This is a genomic window from Streptomyces sp. NPDC020983 (assembly GCF_044333485.1).
GTDB lineage: Bacteria > Actinomycetota > Actinomycetes > Streptomycetales > Streptomycetaceae > Actinacidiphila.
In genome coordinates this window covers 108,350-127,056 of record NZ_JBIRRA010000005.1, presented here as the reverse complement: position 1 = coordinate 127,056, position 18,707 = coordinate 108,350, and the positions used below count along the sequence as shown (strand labels likewise).

Below are 18,707 nucleotides of genomic sequence, written 5' to 3'. Positions count from 1 at the left end.
AGATCTGATGAGCGACCCCGTAGTCATCGTGGGCGGCGGCCCGGCCGGCCTGCTGCTCGCCGCCGAACTGCGGCTGGGCGGCGTGGAGACCGTGCTGCTGGAGCGCAACGCCGAGCCCCCGGACGGGGTCTCGGAGGGCATGACCGTGCACGGCCGCACGCTGGAGCTGCTGCGGCACCGCGGGATCGAGGACCGGATCGAGCCGGAGCTGCTGCTGCGCTGGCCCCGCACCCCGTTCTCGCTGATGTGGCTGGACATGACCGGCGTGCCGGACCAGGACTTCACCTTCATGTACCCGCAGTGGCGGGTGGAGCGCCTGCTGGAGGCGCGGGCCAGGGAGCTGGGCGCCGACGTGCGGCGCGGCCACCGCGTCACCGCCGTCGCACCGGACGCCGGCGGGGTCACCGTGAGCGTCACCGGCGGCGGGGAGGAGTACACGCTGCGTGCCGCGTACCTGGTCGGCGCGGACGGACCGGACAGCCTGGTGCGCCAGGCGGCCGGGATCGGGTACGAGACGATCGGGCGCGGCTACTACGGGGTCTTCGGCGACATGGAGCCGGCCGAGGACGCCGACCGGACCTTCGACTCCGGGGTCTTCCCGAACGGCATGTTCGGGGCGGTGCCGATCTCCGCCACGCTGCTGCGGCTGATGACCATCGAGTTCGACGTGCCGCGGCCGCCGGACGAGGAGCCGGTCACCGAGCAGGAGCTGGTCGAGCGGATCACCCACATCACCGGCCGCCGTCCGCGGCTCGGCACGATCCGCTGGGTCTCCCGCTACGGGCGCCCGACGCAGCTGGCCGAGCGCTACCGGGCCGGGCGGGTGCTGCTGGTCGGTGACGCGGCGCACCACCTGTTCATCTCCGGCACCCACGGCCTGAACACGGGCCTGCACGACGCGGCCAACCTCGGCTGGAAGCTCGCCGCGACCGTCAACGGCTGGGCCCCGGAGGGGCTGCTGGACACCTACGAGGCGGAGCGGCGCCCGGTGGGGCTGCGGATGTGCAAGCACGCGACCGCCGTGATGGCGCTCGCCCACCCGGTCGACCAGATCGGCCCGCTGCGCGAGTTCGTCTCCCAGCTCATCGCCTTCGACAGCGTCAGCAAGCACCTGCTGCGGATGACGACCGAGGTGCGCTACCCGATCGGCGCCGGGGACGACCCGCTGGCCGGCCGGCAGGTACCGGAGTTCACCCCGGTCGGCGCGTCCCCGGGGGCGCCGCTCGCCGCGGCCCGCGGGCTGCTGCTGGACCTCTCCGACGGCGCCGCCGACCTGAGCGGCGCGGCGGGCTGGGCGGACCGGGTGGAGGTGGTCGCGGCCAAGGCGGCCGCCGACACCGGGGCCCCGGTGGTGCTGGTGCGGCCCGACGGGCACGTCGCGTACAGCGGTACGGCGGGCGCCGGGCTCCAGGACGCGCTGCGCACCTGGTTCGGGGAGCCGGGCACCGTCTGACGCACCCGTCGCGGCGGGGGGGGGGGGGGGGGGGGGGGGGGGGGGGGGGGGGGTGGGGTGGGGGGGGGGGGGGGGGGGGGGGGGGGGGGGGGGGGGGGGGGGGGGGGGGCCGGTGGCGTGCGGGGCGGGGCCCCCCCCCCGGGGGGGGGCCCCCCCGGGGGGGGGGGGGGGGGCCGCGCCCCCCCCCCCCGGGGGGGGGGGCCCCCCCGGGGCCGGGGGGCCCCCCCGCCCGCAATGCCGTGCCGAAGCTTTTCCGGCCGAGGAGGAATGACGGCGTAATCTGGGGACAGGAGAGTCCTGCCGAGGGCTTTCCGGGAACGGGGAGCGCCCTCCTTTCGCCGGGCCATTCCGGTGACCGGGACCACCAGTTGTTTCCCGCGGAATCCGGCCGCTTTTCTTCACGGCCGGCCGCCGGGGAATGACCAGAAAACCGAGGAGCCATCCATGGACGCCAGCGACAAGTTCGAAGCCAGGACCGACCAGGCCAAGGGTGAGGTCAAGGAGACGGTCGGCAGGGCGGTCGGCAACGAGAGCCTGGAGGCCGAGGGCCGTGGCGACCAGGCCAAGGGCGACGCACGTGAGGGCGTGGAGAAGATCAAGGATGCCGTGAAGGACGTCTTCCACCGCAAGCACTGACCGCGGGAACGGGTGCCCGGGACCGCACGGGCCGGGCACCACCGCCGCTCGGGCCGGCCCCCCAGGGGGCCGGCCCCGGCCGTGCCGTGACGCCTGCCGGGCGCGGCGGGGTGCGGTCCGTTCGGCGGGGTAGGCGCCCTGGGCGGTGCAGGGCGTACCGGCGCGCTGTGAGGGAGAGGCAGCTGATGCAGTTCGACGACGACGCCGCCCTGGACACCTCCGAGGTGCAGGACAACCGGGGCGGGGCGCTGGGAGGGATTCCCGGTGGGGGAAGGACCGTGGGCGGCGGGCTGGTCGGCCTGCTGGTCGTGATCGCCTCGGTGGTGTTCGGGCTGGACCCGGGTCTGCTCAGCTCGGGCGGCACCTCCGGGAGCGCCGCCCGGTCCGGTGGTACCCAGGGCGCCGCGGCGGGCGACCTGGCGGCGGAGTGCCGGACCGGCGCTGACGCGAACAAGAAGGAGGACTGCCGGATCGTGGCCGTGGTCGACAGCGTGCAGGCGTTCTGGAAGCAGACGGAAACAGCCGCGGGCACGTCCTACACCCCCGCCCCGACCTGGCTGTTCACCGACAGGGTCAGCACCGGCTGCGGGGAGGCGACGTCGGAGGTCGGCCCCTTCTACTGCTCCGCCGACGACAAAGTCTACCTCGACCTCGGTTTCTTCGACGAGCTCACCGCCGAATACGGCGCCAAGGGCGGCCCCTTCGCCGAGGCCTACGTCATCGCGCACGAGTACGGGCACCACGTCCAGGACCTCAGCGGCACCATCTCGCGCGGCAGCGGCCGGGGCGAGAACAGCGGCTCGGTCCGGCTCGAGCTCCAGGCGGACTGCTACGCCGGGGTGTGGGCGCACCACGCCACCACCACCGCGGACCCGGGGAGCGGAAAACCGCTGATCACCGAACTGACCCCGGCCGACATCGATCTGGGCCTGGACGCGGCCGCCGCCGTCGGGGACGACCGTATCCAGCAGAAGTACCAGGGCAAGGTCTCCCCGGACACCTGGACCCACGGCTCCGCGGCACAGCGCCGGCAGTGGTTCACCACGGGCTACAGGTCCGGCAGCGTCGCGGCCTGCGACACCTTCGCATGACGGTGCGCCGCACCCGTCCGCTGCCACGCCGTCCCCGAGCCGGGCCGGCCCGGTGAACAGCCCGCCCCCGCCCGACGCGTCCTCCGCGTTCCGCCGACCCCTGCGAGCGGTCGGCAGGTCTCCGGGCGGTCCGCGGGCCGCCGGGAGCGGAGAACGGCGACCGTGTCCGGCCTTCGGCCCGCCGGGGAATCCGCCGTTCGCCGGGCCGGGAGGGCCGACGGCAACCCACCGCTGACGTCAGGCGGCTGCGTCCCGGGCCAGAAGAGCCTGGAAGCGCCGCTTACCGGGCTGGGCACCGGCCTCCCCGAAGCGGGCCTCCCCCGCGCGGCAGGTGGCGGCGACAAGCGCGTGCACGGCCACGGGGTCGGCCCGTCGCCACGACTCGAACTGCCGGGCCCAGTCGAGCGCGTCGGCCGACGGCCACCCGGCTTCCATCAGCAGGACCGCCATGTACGCCACATCCACCCAGGCCGGCCCCGCGGCGACCTTCGCCCAGTCCGCCATGTATGCGCGGTCACCGGCGATCAGCATGTTCTGCGGGTCGGTGTCCGTGTGCAGCAGGGCGTCACCGGCGAGCAGCAGACGCCCCGCATCGTCCAGGTGGTTCCCGAACCGGTCGGCGAGCCGCGGCGCCAGGCCGCCCGCCGCCACATCCTGGGTCGCCTGCAGGGCTTTTGTCACCAGAGCCACATCCGGGCTCTCCGGGGACAGGTCGGCGTGCCGCCCGTCGACGCATTCGAAGATCAGCACGTCCCAGCCGCCCGCCGTCACCCGAGCCAGCATCAGCGGCGCCACTCCGGCCACCAGCGGGTTCACCGCCGTCTCCCAGCTCTGTCCCGCCATGCCCTCCGCGTCGCCCGCCGACACACCCTTCACGAAGACGCGCCCGTCGGCGGTGGTGAGAACCGCGGCCATGTGGCAGGTCAACCCATGGGCCACCGGTGTCGCGTCCAGCACCGCACCCACTTGGGCTGACACTGCGACACGCACTACCGACGGCAGCTCGGACCAATCAACGCGGGCCACAGGTCCTCCCCGGTGCGGTTGTCGGGAGTGTGCCCGCCCAACGCGTGCTCACGCCCCCGAGGTCACGTCCCGCGGCATCGTCGAAGGCCTGCCGGCGGGCCTGCACCGGGCCCGGCGCTCATGACCAGAGCTTGACGCGGCGGGCGGCGTGGAGGTGCGTTCTCCGGTAATGCGCCTGAGGTGACGAGATTCGGAGCGGTGGCCCTGACCCTTCTTCTGGCTGCCGCGGCGCTCATCGCAGCCCTGGGCACCTCGGCCTGGTGGTGGGTGGCCGCGGCGCCTCTAGCCCTCCTCGGCCTGCTGGGCGCGTACGACCTGCTGCAACGGCGCCACTCGGTGCTGCGCAACTACCCGGTGATCGGCCACGCCCGCTACCTGCTGGAGAAGATCCGCCCCGAGCTGCAGCAGTACTTCGTCGAGCGCAACTTCGACGGCCGGCCGTTCGACCGCGACACCCGGAGCATCGTCTACGAGCGCGCCAAGGGCACCGACGCCGAGGAGCCCTACGGCACCGAACGCGACGTCTACCGCCCGGGCCACGAGTTCCTCGTGCCGTCGATGGCCCCGCGTCCGGTCCCCGACACGGCGCCGCGGGTGCGGATCGGCGGCCCGGACTGCACCAGGCCGTACGACATGGCGCTGCTCAACGTGTCCGCCATGAGCTTCGGCTCGCTGTCCGCGCAGGCGGTCCTGGCGCTCAACAAGGGCGCCGCCGCCGGTGGTTTCGCGCACGACACCGGGGAGGGCGGTCTGTCGGAGTACCACCTGCGGCACGGCGGCGACCTCGTCTGGGAGATCGGCACCGGCTATTTCGGCTGCCGCACCGGCGACGGGGACTTCGACCCGGGGGAGTTCGCGGACAAGGCCGCGCACGACAGCGTCAAATGCGTCTCGCTGAAGCTGTCGCAAGGCGCCAAGCCCGGTATCGGCGGGGTACTGCCCGGCCCGAAGGTGAACGCGGAGATCGCCCGCGTGCGGGGTGTCCCGCAGGGGAGGACCGTCGTCTCACCCCCGTACCACCGGGTGTTCGGCACGCCCCGCGAACTGGTGCGGTTCGTCGCCCGGATGCGGGAGCTGTCGGGCGGGAAGCCGGCCGGCTTCAAGCTGTGCGTCGGCTCGCGCCGCCAGTTCCTCGCCGTCTGCAAGGCGATGATCGAGGAGGGCACCACGCCGGACTTCATCATCGTCGACGGCGCCGAGGGAGGCACCGGGGCGGCGCCGCTGGAGTTCGCCGACCACGTCGGCAGCCCCCTCACCGAGGGCCTGATCACCGTGCACAACGCCCTGGTCGGCGCGGGGTTGCGGGATCGGATCCGGATCGGCGCCAGCGGCAAGATCGCCACGGGCAGCGACCTCGTCAAGCGCATGGTCCAGGGTGCGGACTACGGGAACGCCGCGCGCGCCATGATGTTCGCCGTCGGATGCATCCAGGCGCAGCGCTGCCACACCAACACCTGCCCGACAGGCGTCACCACGCAGGATCCGCGGCGCGCCCGTGCCCTCGACGTCGGCGACAAGTCCGCCCGCGTGCAGCGGCTCCAGGAGGCGACGGTCGCCAGCGCGCTCCAGATCATGGCGTCCATGGGCGTCACCGACCCGGCGCAGCTGCGCCCGCACATGGTGCGCCGGCGGATCGACCCCCACACGGTCCGCTCCTACGACGAACTGTACGAGTGGCTGTCGCCGGGGCAGTTGCGGGCCGAGCCGCCCGCCTCGTGGGCGGCCGACTGGTCCGCCGCCGATCCCGACCGCTTCACCGTCTGAGATCCGTCCGCCTTGTCCCCGAACTGGAGGAACCGTGGCCCGTACCGTTGCCCGCGTCATCGTGGACGCCCTGGCCGAACTCGGCGTGGGCCAGGTCTTCGGGGTGGTCGGCGACGCCCTGAACCCGTTGACCGACGCCATCCGCACCTCCGACGGCGTGGAGTGGGTGGGCTGCCGGCACGAGGAGGCGGCGGCCTTCGCCGCGAGCGCGCAGTCACAGCTCACCGGGGGGCTCGGGGTCTGCATGGGGACGGTCGGTCCGGGCTCGGTGCACCTGCTCAACGGCCTCTACGACGCGGCCAAGAGCCGCACCCCGGTGCTGGCCATAGCCGGCCAGGTGCCGCTGCCCGAACTCGGCAGCGACTACTTCCAGGAGGTCGACAACGACGCCCTGTTCAGCGACGTCGCGGTCTTCCGCGCCACGGTGACCTCCCCGGAGCAGATGCCGCTGCTGCTGGAGACCGCGGTCCGCACCGCGCTCGGGCGCAGGGGGGTTGCCGTGCTCTCCGTCCCCGGCGACATCGGGGACAAGGAACTCGACGCGGACCGGCGGACCCGGTTCTCGCTCACCACGCCCACGACCCGGCCCGACGGCGACGCGGTCCGCGCCGCGGCCGCCCTGCTCGACCGGTCCGAGCGCGTCACCCTGCTCGTCGGCCGCGGCGCCCGGGACGCCCGTGACCAGGTCCTGGCCCTCGCCGAGCGACTGGCGGCGCCCATGGTCCTCACACTGAAGGCCAAGGAGGGCTTCGAGGGCGACAACCCCTTCCAGGTCGGCCAGACCGGCCTGATCGGCAACCCCGCCGCCGCCTCCAGCCTCCAGGAGGCCGACACCCTGCTGCTGCTCGGCACCGACTTCCCCTACCGCGACTGGTACCCCGAGGGTGCGACCGTGGTCCAGGTCGACACGGAACCGACCCACATCGGCCGCCGGGTTCCCGTCGAGATCGGACTGGTCGGAGACGTCGGCGTGACCGTCCGGGACCTGCTGGCCGAGCTGTCCGCGATGCCACCCGGTGACGGGGAGGCCCGCGACCGCGGGCACCTGGAGAAGGCGGTCGGGCGCTTCGCGTCCTGGCGCGAGGGGCAGGCCAGGCTGGCCGCCCCCGACCACGACAGGGGCCTGATCGGCCGGGTCCGTTCGGCGCTGGACAACCGCGAGCACGGCATTCGCCCCGAGGCACTGGCGGCCGCGGTCGACCGGCACGCCGCCGACGACGCGGTCTTCACCTCCGACACGGGCATGGCGACCGTCTGGCTGTCCCGCTTCGTCGAGATGCGGGGCACCCGCCGGCTGCTCGGCTCGTACAACCTCGGCTCCATGGCCAACGCCATGCCGCACGCGCTGGGCGCGCAGATGCTGGACCGTGAACGCCAGGTCGTGGCGTTCTGCGGAGACGGCGGCCTGAGCATGCTGCTCGGTGACCTGATGACGCTCAGGACGTACGACCTGCCGGTCACGCTGGTCGTCTTCGACAACCGCCGGCTCGGCATGGTCAAGCTGGAGCAGGAGCAGTCGGGCCTTCCGGAATTCGGCACCGTCCTGGACAACCCCGACTTCGCCGCCGTCGCGACAGCCCTCGGCCTCACCGGCATCCGTGTCACCGACCCCGCCGCACTCGACGACGCCGTCCGCACCGCCCTGGCCACCCCGGGGCCCGTCCTCCTCGACGTCCTCACCAACCCCGACGAGATCGCCGTCCCCGCCAAGCCCACCGTCCAGCAGGGCTGGGGGTTCGCCGTCGCCAAGATGAAGGAGATCGTCCGCAGCCACGGTGACGACTCCGCACCAGCCTGAACGGTGCGAACCGCCACCTGCGCCGCCGGTGCCGGAGGTTGCGTACGGACCGCCGGCCGGACCGGGCGGCCGGCTTCCGGCCGATGCGCTTGCCGTGGCGCCGGTGACGCATGGCGCGGGTGTGGTGCGGCCGCCACGCCCTACCAGTCGTGGAGGACGGCGGCCCGGCGCCACGGAGACCGGGCTCCAGCGCTGCCGCAGAGGCTGTGGAACAAGCCCGGCCGGCGCAGGCGGAGAACGTGCGGTCGGGTGGGCGCCGGGGCGGTTCTGCGACGCGGGCAGACCGTTAACCCGGGTGCGGAGACCGCGTCGGACCTGCACACTTGTCCGGGGTCGACGAGGAGTGGAGGTGGGACGGTTGAAACTCGCCGAGGCATTGGCGCAGCGGTCGGATGCGTCGCGGCGCGTGGAGCAGCTGCGTTCGCGGGTGGTGAGCAGTGCGCGGTACCAGGAGGGTGAGACGCCCGCAGAGGACGCGGGGCTGCTACTCGCGGAGGCCGGCGAGGTACTCGATTCCCTGGAGTCGCTGATCCGCCGGATCAATCGGACCAACGCCGCGGTGGTGATGGGTGACGACGGCACGGTAACCGACGCACTTGCGCGCCGTGACGTGCTGCGGCTGCGCCATGCCGTGATCACCGCGGCAGCCGAGGCCGCTTCTGGCCGCGACCAACGTGCCGTCCGCCAATTGCGATCCGAGCTGACGATGCTGTCCGCGCTTCCGGTCGTCGAACTGCGTGCGCAGGCGGATGTACTCGCCCGGGAGATCCGCGAACTGGACATGCGGATCCAGCGCACCAACTGGGAGGCCGACCTCCTGGACTGACCACGGTGGCCACTTGACGACGATGTGGAGCAGGTAGCCGCAGCGGAGGCGTGCACAGACCGTGGGCCGGCGGTATATCCGGCCCTCTCTTGGTGCGCGAGGAGCAGCGCAGGGGTTCGACTCCCCACGGACAACGCAGCTCAGCATCGTGCACAAGTGACCGTGCACACCGCACAGCACATCACCACGTGCAGATCCGCGACGGCGAGGGCGGGAACGGGGCATCCACATCACCGTGAGAACAGGGGCCGACGCCAATGCGCACGGTCCGGAAATCGGGCCGCCACGGCTCCCTGCTCCCTGCCGCTCGGAAGCAGGTTCCAGGACTGCGACTGCCCGGTGGCGCGCGGACTCCCGCGGGGTTCGCCTGTGGCGGACCCACCTCGGCGCGCGCCCACTCCGGTGTCCATGGCAGAGGAGCGATGGCCTGCCAGGCAGAACCTGCTCGCTCCCCCCAGCGATGGCCGCTCCGTCCCCGGCTGTGCGGCAGGCGACGGCTGTGGATCTGACCGGCGATTCGGTCCGCTTACGCCATGGTGTTGGGAACGTGGCGGGTGGCTTCGCGGGCGGCATGCCCGCTTTTCGCTTTCCTGGAAGCTGGTCCCAAGCGGGTCGACTCCATGGGAAACGCGCAGGTCAGTCAGAATGCTCCCCGCGCCTGCGGGGATGGACCCGACGCCGGCGGTAGAGCGTGGGCGTGCGTTCGCCGACGCGGCGACCAGTGAGCCCTGTCGCTCGGCGGCACTGACGGGGAACGGCCGTCGGTACCACGGCAGCCTGCCGGTGGTACCGACGTCGGCCGGTTCCCTGTCTCCTCAGCTTCCGGTGCGGGCGCAGGGCGCCTTGTTGAGAAGGAAGCGGCCCGGTGCGGACCGGTCGTCCGTGTGGGAGGCCAGATAGCCCAGGGTGACGGAGCCGCCCGGCGGGATTGCCGAGTTGTATCCGGAGTCGGACGCGGTGTAAAGGTCGCCGATGTTGGTCAGGGTGGTGTTCCAGTCCGAGATGACAGCCTGCCCATAGGGCAGCGGGAAGTCCAGCGCCCAGCCGTTGATCGGGGTTGTGCCCCTGTTCGTGACGGTGAGATAGACGGCCATGCCGGTGCCCCAGACGTTCGTCGTGACGGCGACCTGGCAGGTCGGCGTCGTGTGGGCGAACGAAACCCGGTGCAGGCCGCCGGGGAGGTCGTTGACCACGTAGAGCTCGCCGTCAGGGGTGGACCCGAAAGCCGTCACCTGGGTGGGCATCTGGCCGATCGCGGCCTGGCGGAGGACGCCGTTGCTGTCGGGGCGCAGCGCCCAGATGGTGGACGTGCAGTAGTCGGTGGCGATGTACGTGCCGCCGGCCAGGTCGGCGAACTGCCGGCCGCGGTAGACCTGGCCGCCGATGACCGCGCAGCTGCCGTTGTAGTGCGAGTAGTAGAAGTCCTGGGCGCGGTAGCGGGCACCGGACGAGCACTGGGACGCGTCGAAGACCTGCGGCCCCTCATAGCACGACCAGCCCAGGTTGGTTCCGGGCTGCTCGTCGCGCGCCAGGTGGTCGACCTCCTCCCACAGGCCCTGGCCGACGTCAGCCACCCACATCGACCCGTCCGTGGGGTCGAAGGAGAACCGCCAGGGGTTGCGGGCGCCCCACACCCAGATCTCGCCGCGGGCGCCGGCGACCCCGGCGAACGGGTTGTCCGCGGGGATGCAGTACGGGAGTGCACCGCAACTGCGGCTCACGTCGAGGCGGAGGATCTTGCCGAGCAAGATGTCGGTCCGCTGCCCGCTGTCGAAGGGGTCACCGGCACCACCGCCGTCGCCGATGCCCCAGTACAGCTTGCCGTCGGGGCCGAAGGCGAGCTGGCCACCGTTGTGGTTGGTGTAGTCGGCGTGCGGCTGCTGCAGCAGGACCTCGAGGCGCGCGTCGGCGAGGCTGTAGCGGGCCAGGGTGACCGCGCCGTCGGGCAGCGCGGTGAAGGCGAGGTAGAGCTGCCGGCTCTGGACGAAGTCCGGGGGGAGGGCGATGCCGAGCAGTCCGCGCTCGTTGTCCGACGAGTCCACCTGGGACGTGATGTCCAGCAGCGGGGTGGAGGCGAGCCCGGTGGCCGGGTCGTAGACGCGAACCCTTCCGAACTTCTCGGTGATGAACAGCCGCCCTGTGCCGTCGTCGGGCGCGGCCAGGGCCGTCGGGCGTTGCAGGCCGGAGGCGACCTGGGTGGTGGTCGCGGTGATCTCCTCCAGCGGTACCGCCGAGGCGACGGCCCGCGACTCCGTGGAGAGCGGGGCCTCGGCGGACGAGGCGGGGAGGGAGAGGGGGCCGGTCACGAGCACCGGGAGTGCGAGCAGCAGGCCGATCCATCGGCGACGTAACTGTCTCAACATTGCGGCTCCAGCGAGGGGGGACCCGTTCGGGAAGCGAACGAGCAGTGCGGGACCGTACTTTCGTCGGGACTACATGTGCCTCGCGGGACGCTACTGCCTCTCCCCCCTAGGTGCCAGGCCATCTCGCCGCGGATGTCGGTGAGAGTCTTCGAAGTCACCGGCGAAACCGGGGCGGTCACCGGATTCGCGGCCGGGTCCATGGCCGGGTCCGTGCGCGGAGACGGTGGATCGGGGATGGACGAGGCGAGGGCCGCTCGCAGGCAGTCGGCACCGGGACGGCCGTCGACGGCAGGGACCTCCGCCGGACTGTCCGGTGGGCGACCGGGTGCGGCCCTCATCGCCACAGGGTCTCCAGCGGGATGACGTGGAGCTTGTCCTCATAGGTGTAGGACCTGTTGCCCAGATTGACCAGTACTCCGCCGGTGAAGTCGTCACCGAGTCTGTCCCGCAGCGCTCTGAGGCCGCGAAAGTCGTTGTCGGTTGTGGTCGAGGAGGCCTTGACCTCGGCTCCGGCCACCACGCCCGCGTCGGTTTCGACGACGAGGTCGACCTCCTGTTGGTCCTTCGTCTGGTAGTGGGAACAAGTCACCGCCGTCTGGGCCCACCCGGCCTGTTTGATGAGTTCGTTGACGGTGAAGGTCTCGACCAGGTGGCCGAACTGGGTGAGCACGGAGGGTGCCCGGGCCGCGAGTTTCTGCTCCGTGACGCCAGGAGGTAGGCGGCCAGACCGGTGTCGACCGCGTGGATCTCGGGTGTGCGTGTGGACCGGCTGGTGACCGAGCGCCCGAACGCCTCGAGCCGGTGGACCAGGAACACGGCCTGGAGCAGGCCGATGTAGTCCCGCACGACGCTGCGGGAAGCCGCCGGTCAGCACGATCCGCTCGTAGTCCGCCCTTGAGGCATCGGTGGGCTCGGCGCTGATCAGTGCGGTGGGGTCCGAGACCAGGGCGTCGGGGGCGGTTTCGCGCCGAGCGAGCAGTTCGCCCTGGGAGAGGGGCCGCATCGTGGCGACGTGGGCGCGTCCGGTCAGGGACTGGCCGGTCGCGGGCAAGGTCTCGTATCGGGTGGACCCCGTCAGCAGGTAGCGGCGGAGCTCACGACGATCAGGAGTCATGACGCCCGATCGGCCGCCCCGGAAATGCCACAATCGTCGGGCCTGTTTTGCTCAATCGGCCGGACGTTCGTACGCCGGATCGGCTGGTAGCCCGGGTGCCCGGAGGCGACGGCGGACACGGACGCGACCGGCCGCGCCGCCGCCTTCGACAGTGCCGCACGCATCCCGCCAAGGGTGGCTTCGTCCGCCTCCCGGTACCGGAACGCCGGGCCGCCCAGGACGGGCGCCGACCGGCTGTGCTGGAGTCGGTGGCCGGCATGGCCGCGCGTGGCCGTCGTCGTACGCTGCCGCAACTGCATCACGTCGCTCGTCGGTTGGGAGTGCCCGCGTGAGTGTTTCGCCAGAGGGACCGTTCCTGTACGTCGTGGTGTGCGCGGCGGGCGTGGCCCCGGATGTGGGGACGCTCATCTCGGCTGCTCAGGAACAGGGTTGGGGCGTGGGCGTGGTGGCCACGCCGTTGGGGCTGGGCTTCATCGACGAGGCGGCGGTGGAGGCGCGGACGGGGTATCCGGTGCGTTCGGCGTGGCGCCGGCCGGGTGACGTGCGCCCGCTGCCGCCCGCGGACGCGATCGCGGTGGCGCCGGCGACGTTCAACACGATCAACAAGTGGGCGGCGGGGATCTCGGACACGCTGGCGCTGGGCATCCTGTGCGAGGCGTACGGCCTCGGTATCCCGACGGCCGTACTGCCGTACGTGAACAGCGCGATGGCCGCCCACCCGGCGTACGCCGAGAGCCTGGCGCGCCTGCGGTCGATGGGCGTACGGATCAGCAGCTACGAGCCGCACCCTCCGAAGTCGGGAGGCGGGGCGGACCGCTTCCGATGGGAAGAGGCCCTGGAGTTGCTGGCCCCGAACCTCCGTCCCGATGCCTGACCCTCCCAGCGCTCCGTTCCGCCCGCTCCGCGGCTTCAGTCGTCGGCTGCGACGAGGAGGGTGATGCGGGCGGCTCGGCGGCTGACGAGGATGAATTCGTGAAATTGGTCGTGTACGCCTCCCCAGTCGTGGAATTCCGCGTCGTCCAGCTCGCGCAGGTAGTAGACGCGGTCCGCGACGGATATGGGGGTGAACACGTCGCGGCGGAAGTCTGCGTTGAGTTCTGCCGGGATATCCGGTCCGAGCCACGCCCGGGTTTCACTGGCATCCACCGCTGGTCAGTGGCGCGTTTCGCTCCGAGGAGCGCATGTGCGCCGGTTCCGTTGCCGACCGCGGCTGACCGCCCCGTACCGCTGCACCTGGTGCGGATGTGGCGCGGCGGCCGCGCCCTACCGGTCGTGGAGGACGGTGGGCCGGGTGACGGGAACGACGGTGAGGAGGCCGTCGAGGCCCTTGTAGTCGTCGGGGTTGGTGGTGAAAAGGGGCAGCTCTTCGGCGATGGCGATGGAGGCGATCATGAGGTCGGCGACCCGGCGCCGTGGCTTGCGTCCGGCTCCGATCACGGCTGCGCAGACCCTGCCGTATATGCGGGCGGCTTCGGCGTCGAAGGGGATGGGATCGAACTCGTTCTCGGCGCGCTGGAGGATGTCCAGGCGTCGGCCCCTTTCCGCGTGCTCGTCGTAGTCGCTCTGTTCCTCGTTCCTGCGCACCTCGTGGGGCCCCGCGGAGAGTTCGGCGAGGGTGATGGCGCTGATCGCCACCTCGGCGGGGAGTTCCGCGGGGTCGAGCCACTTGCGCAGGATCACGGTGTTGGTGTCGAGCAGGCCCTGGGCGTACTCAGCGGGCATACGGGTCGTCCGTCCCCTGCTCGGCGGTGGCGTCCTGATCGGCCCGGAACGCCTCCAAGGAGACGTCCGACGCGGTGCGGGACATCGCGGCGAACTCCGAGCGCGGTACGAATCGCCGACGCCGACGGAGCGGGATCAGCTCCCCGATCTGGTGCCCGTCGCGGGTGACGGTGAAGGACTGACCGCCCTGGACGGCGTCCATGATCTCTTTTGAACGGCTGCGCAGGTCGCGCTGCGTGATCTCGGGTTGCGCTGGCATTTCTTCAGCGTAGCACCCGGTAGCACCATGTGATCCGCGGTGCGGATGCGAGCACTGTCAGACCCCTTCGGCCGGATTCCCCGCGACAGGCGGGCCGCAAGCACGGGACCAGCGCCCGGAGGCCGAACAAGCCCGGCGCCCCACGGGAAAACCCCACCGCCGCCCGGTGGGGTGTCCACTGTGGACTGAAACCCCTTGCCGGCAAGGGCCCGGTTCGGTGGGATGCAGGGGTTTCGACGGCGGGATGGGGCAGCTTGGCGGTGTTCGGGTGTGCGGCGTGTGGGGGCGTACTGACGGCGGGGGTGTCGCAGGTGACACTGCCGGTGCACCTGCGCGACACCTACTGGGAACAACTGCACCCGCCGCTCCTGGAGGCGGGGGCCTACGCCGTCGACCCCGAGCCCTACGGGCCGCCCTGGCGGCTGTGGGAGGAGGTCGGAGCGCTGGAGGCCGCCGGGCGTGGGGTCTTCGCGCCGGTCGCCTGCCTGTCCTACGGGCCGCGGGGCACCGTTGTGCTTGCGCCCGGCGACATGTGCGGCACCGGGCTGATCGCGGAGCGGACCGAGGGCTACTGCAGGGGGATCAACGGCAGCGGCGGCCCGAACCTCGCCTGCCTGGGCTGTGGAGTGCCGGTGGGGACCCGGATCGACGACTGCGGCCAGTGGCAGGTGGTCCGGCTCCTCCCGCAGGCGGTGCTCCGCCTGCCCGGGCCGCCGGAGCGGCCGGTCATGGACTGGGCCGAGCTGCCGGCCGAGGGTGCGCTGTGGCAGGGGCTGAGCGGGTATCGGGACATCCCGGCGGGCGTGGCTCTCGCCCATGTGGTCGTGGCCGCCCGGGGCGAACCGGTCCAGGCGGCAGCTGGTCCGGTCGCAGAGATCTTCGGCCGGGCACTGGCGGCGCTGCTGCCCGGCAGGGAGTGCGCCAAGCGGCTGGATCTGGCGGGGCCGGGGCTCGGCGAGCCGGCTGCCGAGTTGGCGTTGGTACCGGTCCATCCGCAGACCGGAGAGGTCTGGCAGCCGAGTGGCGGCGCCGAGGCCGTGCCCGTCGAGGCGGCACTCTGGGCCGAGTTGGCCTTCCCGCCCCATCGGACGCGGCTCCCGGTGGTCGGCGGTCTGCCGGAGGGTGAGGAGCGGGACGATCCGCTGCCCCCGCACCCGCCGACGGCGTTCCGGCCGTCCGGCGCTGCGTTCCGTTACACCCTCGCGCGCATGCCGGCCGTCCGCGAACCGTGGCTGCGTGCGATCCACGACCGCGACTACTGATTTGTCGGCGGGCCTGTCCGACCAGGCGTCGAGTCCGACGTATCCGAGGCGCCGGGTGTGCGCGCCAATTGACCGCCAGATGTGGTGCCGTAATGGTGCTGGTTCTTCAATTAGTCGGACAACAAAAAGGCCCCAAGTCCATGACCTGGGGCTTAAGAATGGAGCGGATGACGGGAATCGAACCCGCGCTCTGAGCTTGGGAATCACAGGGGCTCTGCCGAGGTACCTGCTGTTCAGATGCCCGCGTGCTGTCCGGCGCGTCCGCGCGCCCGTGTCGGCCCGTGGCTGTCCGCAGCATGCCGCTGGAGCTGGTGCGGAAGTGGTGCGGGTGGCGCCTGCGCGAGCGCTGCAGCCATCTGGGCGGTCGTCACCCGGCGTTCCATGTGGCCGCCGTACTGTGTTCGTTGGGGACGTGGGTGATGATGCCGCGGACGGAATGTCCTTTTTATCGCTTTCTCTGAAGTTGGTTCCATGCGGGTCCACCCGGTAGCAAACTCGCAGGTCAGTCAGACTGCTCCCCGCACCCGCGGGGATGGACCCATCAGGCAAGGCCTAGCCGTCCCCAGTGCGACGCGCCGGATGTTCGTCTCCGGCGCCCTGTGTGCCACAAGCGCCTGTTCTTACTGCGACGACTCGCCTGACACAGTGTCGTTCTTCACCTAGCCTTAAGGTCGACAAGGCTGAGGGGGTCCCTTGCTTCACACTCGCATGACGCGTGCACGGCTCTATGTACTCGTGGACTCGTTCGAATCTGATGTACGGCAAATGATTCTGCGGTTCATCCTCGACCACATGGGTGAGGCCGAGGCATTGGGTGATTGCTTCACGCGGGCGGCTGATCGCCGTCGTGCCGACGCCAGCGACGACGAGCTCTCTATTGTCGAATATCTCGACATGCGTGAAGCGTACGACATTCTAAACCGTCATCGAGAAGCGCTCCCGGTGGAGCTGGCACGGGAACTGCGTCTCGGCACGCCGCGGATGGACACTCTCGTACCGATTCGTAATCGTGTCATGCATGGGCGCCCACTGCAGGCTGGAGATGCAGAGAAGGCGGTAAGTTCATGCCGAGAATTCAAAAGCCGATTTTGGCCAACAGTGCGCGACATCTTGGACAGGTTGAGTGCTGAGCCGGAATGGGAGCCGGCGTTCAATGGCGTAGATCGGCGCCATTCTGACCGGATTCTCCATAACCTTCCGCCGTTCGATTATGACGACACTGGCCTCATCGGAAGGTCTCAGTCGTGCAATGCCATAGTGAAACACCTCTTGAGGCGCCGTGAGCCAATGATCACTATCACGGGAGAGGGTGGAATCGGTAAGACGGCGCTCGCTTCCGATGTGGCTTACTCGCTCCTGGACAACCCCGACTCTCCTTATGAGTGCATTCTGTGGACATCTTTGAAGACCGAGCGACTAACGGCCAACGGGGTCGTTGAAATTGCTGGTGCTGTACGCGATATCACAGGCGCGACTCAGAGCTTGGGTAAGGTCCTAGCGGATGACTTCAAGGGCGGCGCTGAAGAGCTAGCCGAAGCATTGCAGGGAATTGAGACCCTCCTTATCATCGACAACCTCGAAACTGTTAGCGGTAGCGAGATCGTGACGCTTTATGAAACACTTCCAGATAATGTCACGTATCTTATGACTAGCAGGATCGGCGTGGGGCAAATTGAGCGCAGAATCCCACTTCCACCGTTGGAGAAAAAAGACGCGCAGACGCTTTTTCGTTCTTTCGCTAGAGTGCGCGGAGGGCGGGCGGAGTTTTTGGCAAGCCTGAAGCAGGAAACTGTGGAGCAGATTGTCGCTCGTCTTCGCTTCAGCCCCTTGGCCATCCGATGGTACATCCTTTCTGTTGAATCTGGGCGAGAACCGCACCCCACTTTGACTGATCAGGACGAGTTGATTGACTTCTGTGTGCGGTCGGTATTTGATGCCCTGAGTGAAACGCCCAAAGCTATCCTATCCGTCCTTTATGCTCTTGATCGATCTTCGACATTCGACGAACTAGCAGTCCTGACCGACTCGCCAATCGATTCCTTGAATCTAGCAGTCAAGGAACTAAGCGCAGGCTCGCTCGTAAGTCAGAAGCCTGACCCGACTGACGAGTTGATCTGGAGAGTTCAGATAACTGAGGCAGCCCGACACTTCTTGCGTCGAGTTGCGCCGCCGCCCAAAGCAGACATCAATAGGACGCTGCTGCGAGAGCAAGAATTCAAGCGCTCAGAGGAGCAGCGTCGCGCTGATGAGAGCAAGCGTCAACTCGCCCCCAACGTTGTCAGGGTTCGTTCTCCGCATGATGAGCCCACGGCGCATCTCCTGCGGCTAGCTTTGGCGCAATCGCGGGCAGGAGAAATTGAGCGTGCTCAAGGCTATCTGACGCGTGCTCGGGCACTGAATCCCGATTTCTGGGAGGTCGACCGGGTGGAAGCGTTTATTCTTTCCCAGAATGATCAGATCGACCAGGCTAGCTCTCTTTACCGCGCGGCTTTGCGCAAAGCTGACGATGCCGGTAAAGCCGTGATCTCCTACTATTTTGCTGGGCACCTTGCTGGTCGCGGTCACGACGTAGATTCCGCTCTGCCTTTGGCTAAGTCGGCACATGAGCACTTTCAGACTGCTGACACTGCCCAACTGCTTGGGAAAATCAATCTATGGGCGCGTAACTATGAAGAGTCCCAGATTTACCTTGAGTGGGCTCTAGAGAACATGACTGGTAGAGGGCGACTCCGACTGATTATTCTGACCAGCCTGGTCGATTCTTGGCGTCGGTGGTCTGAGTCACTGCTTGACGACGACCGACGTCCGATAGAGGCTGCCCACAAAGCATCAGCGGGGTTCTCTCAAGGAATCAAAGAGCTCGACTTGGGGGCATGGGATCAAAGGCTAGCTGAAATACTTCTTGAGAGCGCGAATGCTTTCCTGCGAGCGATTGGCGAGCCCGGTTTGTTTTCTCCTGTATTCGAGAACGATGCAGTCCGCATTCTGAAGGGAGTGAAACGGCATGCTGTCCTTTTTGAGCGCTGCATTGCGTGGCGTCACTTCCCCGGGCGGGTTGGCAGGTTGTATCGCTTGACAGGCATTAGTGAGGAAGTTTCAAGCCTTTGTGAGAGCTTGGTTACTGTGGCTAAGCCGAGACAAGGTGGTAGCTCAGATGCGTCGCCTAGGGGCATAGTCAAGGCCTGGCGCGGAACGTTCGGTTTCATCTCGCACCCCGACTATCCCAGTGATGTCTTCTTTCCTGGGTCGGCGGTGAAAGAAGGGCGCGGCGTGAGATGGGACTCCATTAATCCTGTCGGCATGCACGTGGTTTTTGAAGTTGACGAGCACGGTAAAGGTGATCGCCCGCGTGCCAACTATGTATCTCCCATATTCGGGGATGAGTAGGAGATC

Annotated in this window: 14 protein-coding genes and 2 pseudogenes; 10 read left to right on the top strand and 6 right to left on the bottom strand. The window is 69.4% G+C overall.

Going from position 1 to position 18,707, the window contains the following annotated elements; genetic code table 11:
• Positions 1 to 7 precede the first annotated feature (7 nt).
• From ACH4SE_RS12405 to ACH4SE_RS12395, 3 genes are all read left to right on the top strand, one after another.
• Complete coding sequence (locus ACH4SE_RS12405; protein ID WP_398543299.1) at positions 8 to 1,453, top strand: FAD-dependent monooxygenase; 1,446 nt, start codon at positions 8 to 10, stop codon at positions 1,451 to 1,453.
• A 444-nt stretch (positions 1,454 to 1,897) separates the two neighbouring features.
• Positions 1,898 to 2,089, top strand: a complete 192-nt coding sequence (locus ACH4SE_RS12400; protein ID WP_398543298.1) for a CsbD family protein — start codon at positions 1,898 to 1,900, stop codon at positions 2,087 to 2,089.
• 185 nt (positions 2,090 to 2,274) lie between these two features.
• Positions 2,275 to 3,180 carry a neutral zinc metallopeptidase gene (locus tag ACH4SE_RS12395; protein ID WP_398543665.1) on the top strand — a complete coding sequence of 302 codons (906 nt, stop codon included), beginning with the start codon at positions 2,275 to 2,277 and terminating at the stop codon, positions 3,178 to 3,180.
• Positions 3,181 to 3,417: 237 nt separating this feature from the next.
• Here ACH4SE_RS12395 and ACH4SE_RS12390 read toward each other — a convergent pair whose 3' ends face one another.
• Complete coding sequence (locus ACH4SE_RS12390; protein ID WP_398543297.1) at positions 3,418 to 4,146, bottom strand: aminoglycoside phosphotransferase; 729 nt, start codon at positions 4,144 to 4,146, stop codon at positions 3,418 to 3,420.
• Between the two features lie 240 nt (positions 4,147 to 4,386).
• Here ACH4SE_RS12390 and ACH4SE_RS12385 point away from each other — a divergent pair, with 240 nt between their 5' ends.
• The 3 genes from ACH4SE_RS12385 to ACH4SE_RS12375 all read left to right on the top strand — a co-directional run bounded on the left by ACH4SE_RS12385 (position 4,387) and on the right by ACH4SE_RS12375 (position 8,594).
• The gene (locus ACH4SE_RS12385) at positions 4,387 to 5,970 is read left to right on the top strand and encodes an FMN-binding glutamate synthase family protein (protein ID WP_398543296.1); all 1,584 of its coding nucleotides are present in this window, start codon (positions 4,387 to 4,389) and stop codon (positions 5,968 to 5,970) included.
• Positions 5,971 to 6,004: 34 nt separating this feature from the next.
• Positions 6,005 to 7,768 (top strand): thiamine pyrophosphate-dependent enzyme, encoded by a 1,764-nt coding sequence (locus ACH4SE_RS12380; RefSeq protein ID WP_398543295.1) that lies wholly within the window; start codon positions 6,005 to 6,007, stop codon positions 7,766 to 7,768.
• A gap of 358 nt (positions 7,769 to 8,126) precedes the next feature.
• Entirely contained in the window at positions 8,127 to 8,594 is a 468-nt protein-coding gene (locus ACH4SE_RS12375; protein WP_398543294.1) for a DIP1984 family protein, read from the top strand.
• Positions 8,595 to 9,409: 815 nt separating this feature from the next.
• On the opposite strand, the gene ACH4SE_RS12370 is transcribed toward ACH4SE_RS12375, so the two are convergent.
• Positions 9,410 to 10,957, bottom strand: a complete 1,548-nt coding sequence (locus ACH4SE_RS12370) for a PQQ-dependent sugar dehydrogenase (protein ID WP_398543293.1) — start codon at positions 10,955 to 10,957, stop codon at positions 9,410 to 9,412.
• A 334-nt stretch (positions 10,958 to 11,291) separates the two neighbouring features.
• Positions 11,292 to 11,773: pseudogene (locus tag ACH4SE_RS12365) on the bottom strand (DUF4143 domain-containing protein).
• 498 nt (positions 11,774 to 12,271) lie between these two features.
• On the opposite strand from ACH4SE_RS12365, the pseudogene ACH4SE_RS12360 reads away from it, so the two are divergent.
• Both ACH4SE_RS12360 and ACH4SE_RS12355 read left to right on the top strand, forming a co-directional pair.
• A pseudogene (locus ACH4SE_RS12360) lies at positions 12,272 to 12,403 on the top strand (transcriptional regulator); the annotation flags it as partial.
• The gene (locus tag ACH4SE_RS12355; protein ID WP_398543292.1) at positions 12,400 to 12,945 is read left to right on the top strand and encodes a flavoprotein; all 546 of its coding nucleotides are present in this window, start codon (positions 12,400 to 12,402) and stop codon (positions 12,943 to 12,945) included. The pseudogene ACH4SE_RS12360 and the gene ACH4SE_RS12355, both read left to right, overlap by 4 nt.
• Before the next feature lie 35 nt (positions 12,946 to 12,980).
• On the opposite strand, the gene ACH4SE_RS12350 is transcribed toward ACH4SE_RS12355, so the two are convergent.
• The 3 genes from ACH4SE_RS12350 to ACH4SE_RS12340 all read right to left on the bottom strand — a co-directional run bounded on the left by ACH4SE_RS12350 (position 12,981) and on the right by ACH4SE_RS12340 (position 14,052).
• Positions 12,981 to 13,217 carry a hypothetical protein gene (locus tag ACH4SE_RS12350; protein WP_398543291.1) on the bottom strand — a complete coding sequence of 79 codons (237 nt, stop codon included), beginning with the start codon at positions 13,215 to 13,217 and terminating at the stop codon, positions 12,981 to 12,983.
• A 117-nt stretch (positions 13,218 to 13,334) separates the two neighbouring features.
• Positions 13,335 to 13,793, bottom strand: coding sequence for a type II toxin-antitoxin system VapC family toxin (locus ACH4SE_RS12345; RefSeq protein WP_398543290.1), 459 nt, complete (start codon positions 13,791 to 13,793; stop codon positions 13,335 to 13,337).
• On the bottom strand, positions 13,783 to 14,052 hold the full coding sequence (locus tag ACH4SE_RS12340) for a type II toxin-antitoxin system Phd/YefM family antitoxin (RefSeq protein ID WP_398543289.1): 270 nt from the start codon (positions 14,050 to 14,052) through the stop codon (positions 13,783 to 13,785). Before ACH4SE_RS12340 ends, ACH4SE_RS12345 begins: the two co-directional genes overlap by 11 nt.
• 311 nt (positions 14,053 to 14,363) lie before the next feature.
• Between ACH4SE_RS12340 and ACH4SE_RS12335 the strand changes: the two genes are divergently transcribed.
• Entirely contained in the window at positions 14,364 to 15,314 is a 951-nt protein-coding gene (locus tag ACH4SE_RS12335; RefSeq protein WP_398543288.1) for a hypothetical protein, read from the top strand.
• A 735-nt stretch (positions 15,315 to 16,049) separates the two neighbouring features.
• Positions 16,050 to 18,701: an NB-ARC domain-containing protein gene (locus ACH4SE_RS12330; protein WP_398543287.1), complete on the top strand. Its 2,652-nt coding sequence runs from the start codon at positions 16,050 to 16,052 to the stop codon at positions 18,699 to 18,701.
• Positions 18,702 to 18,707: the final 6 nt, after the last annotated feature.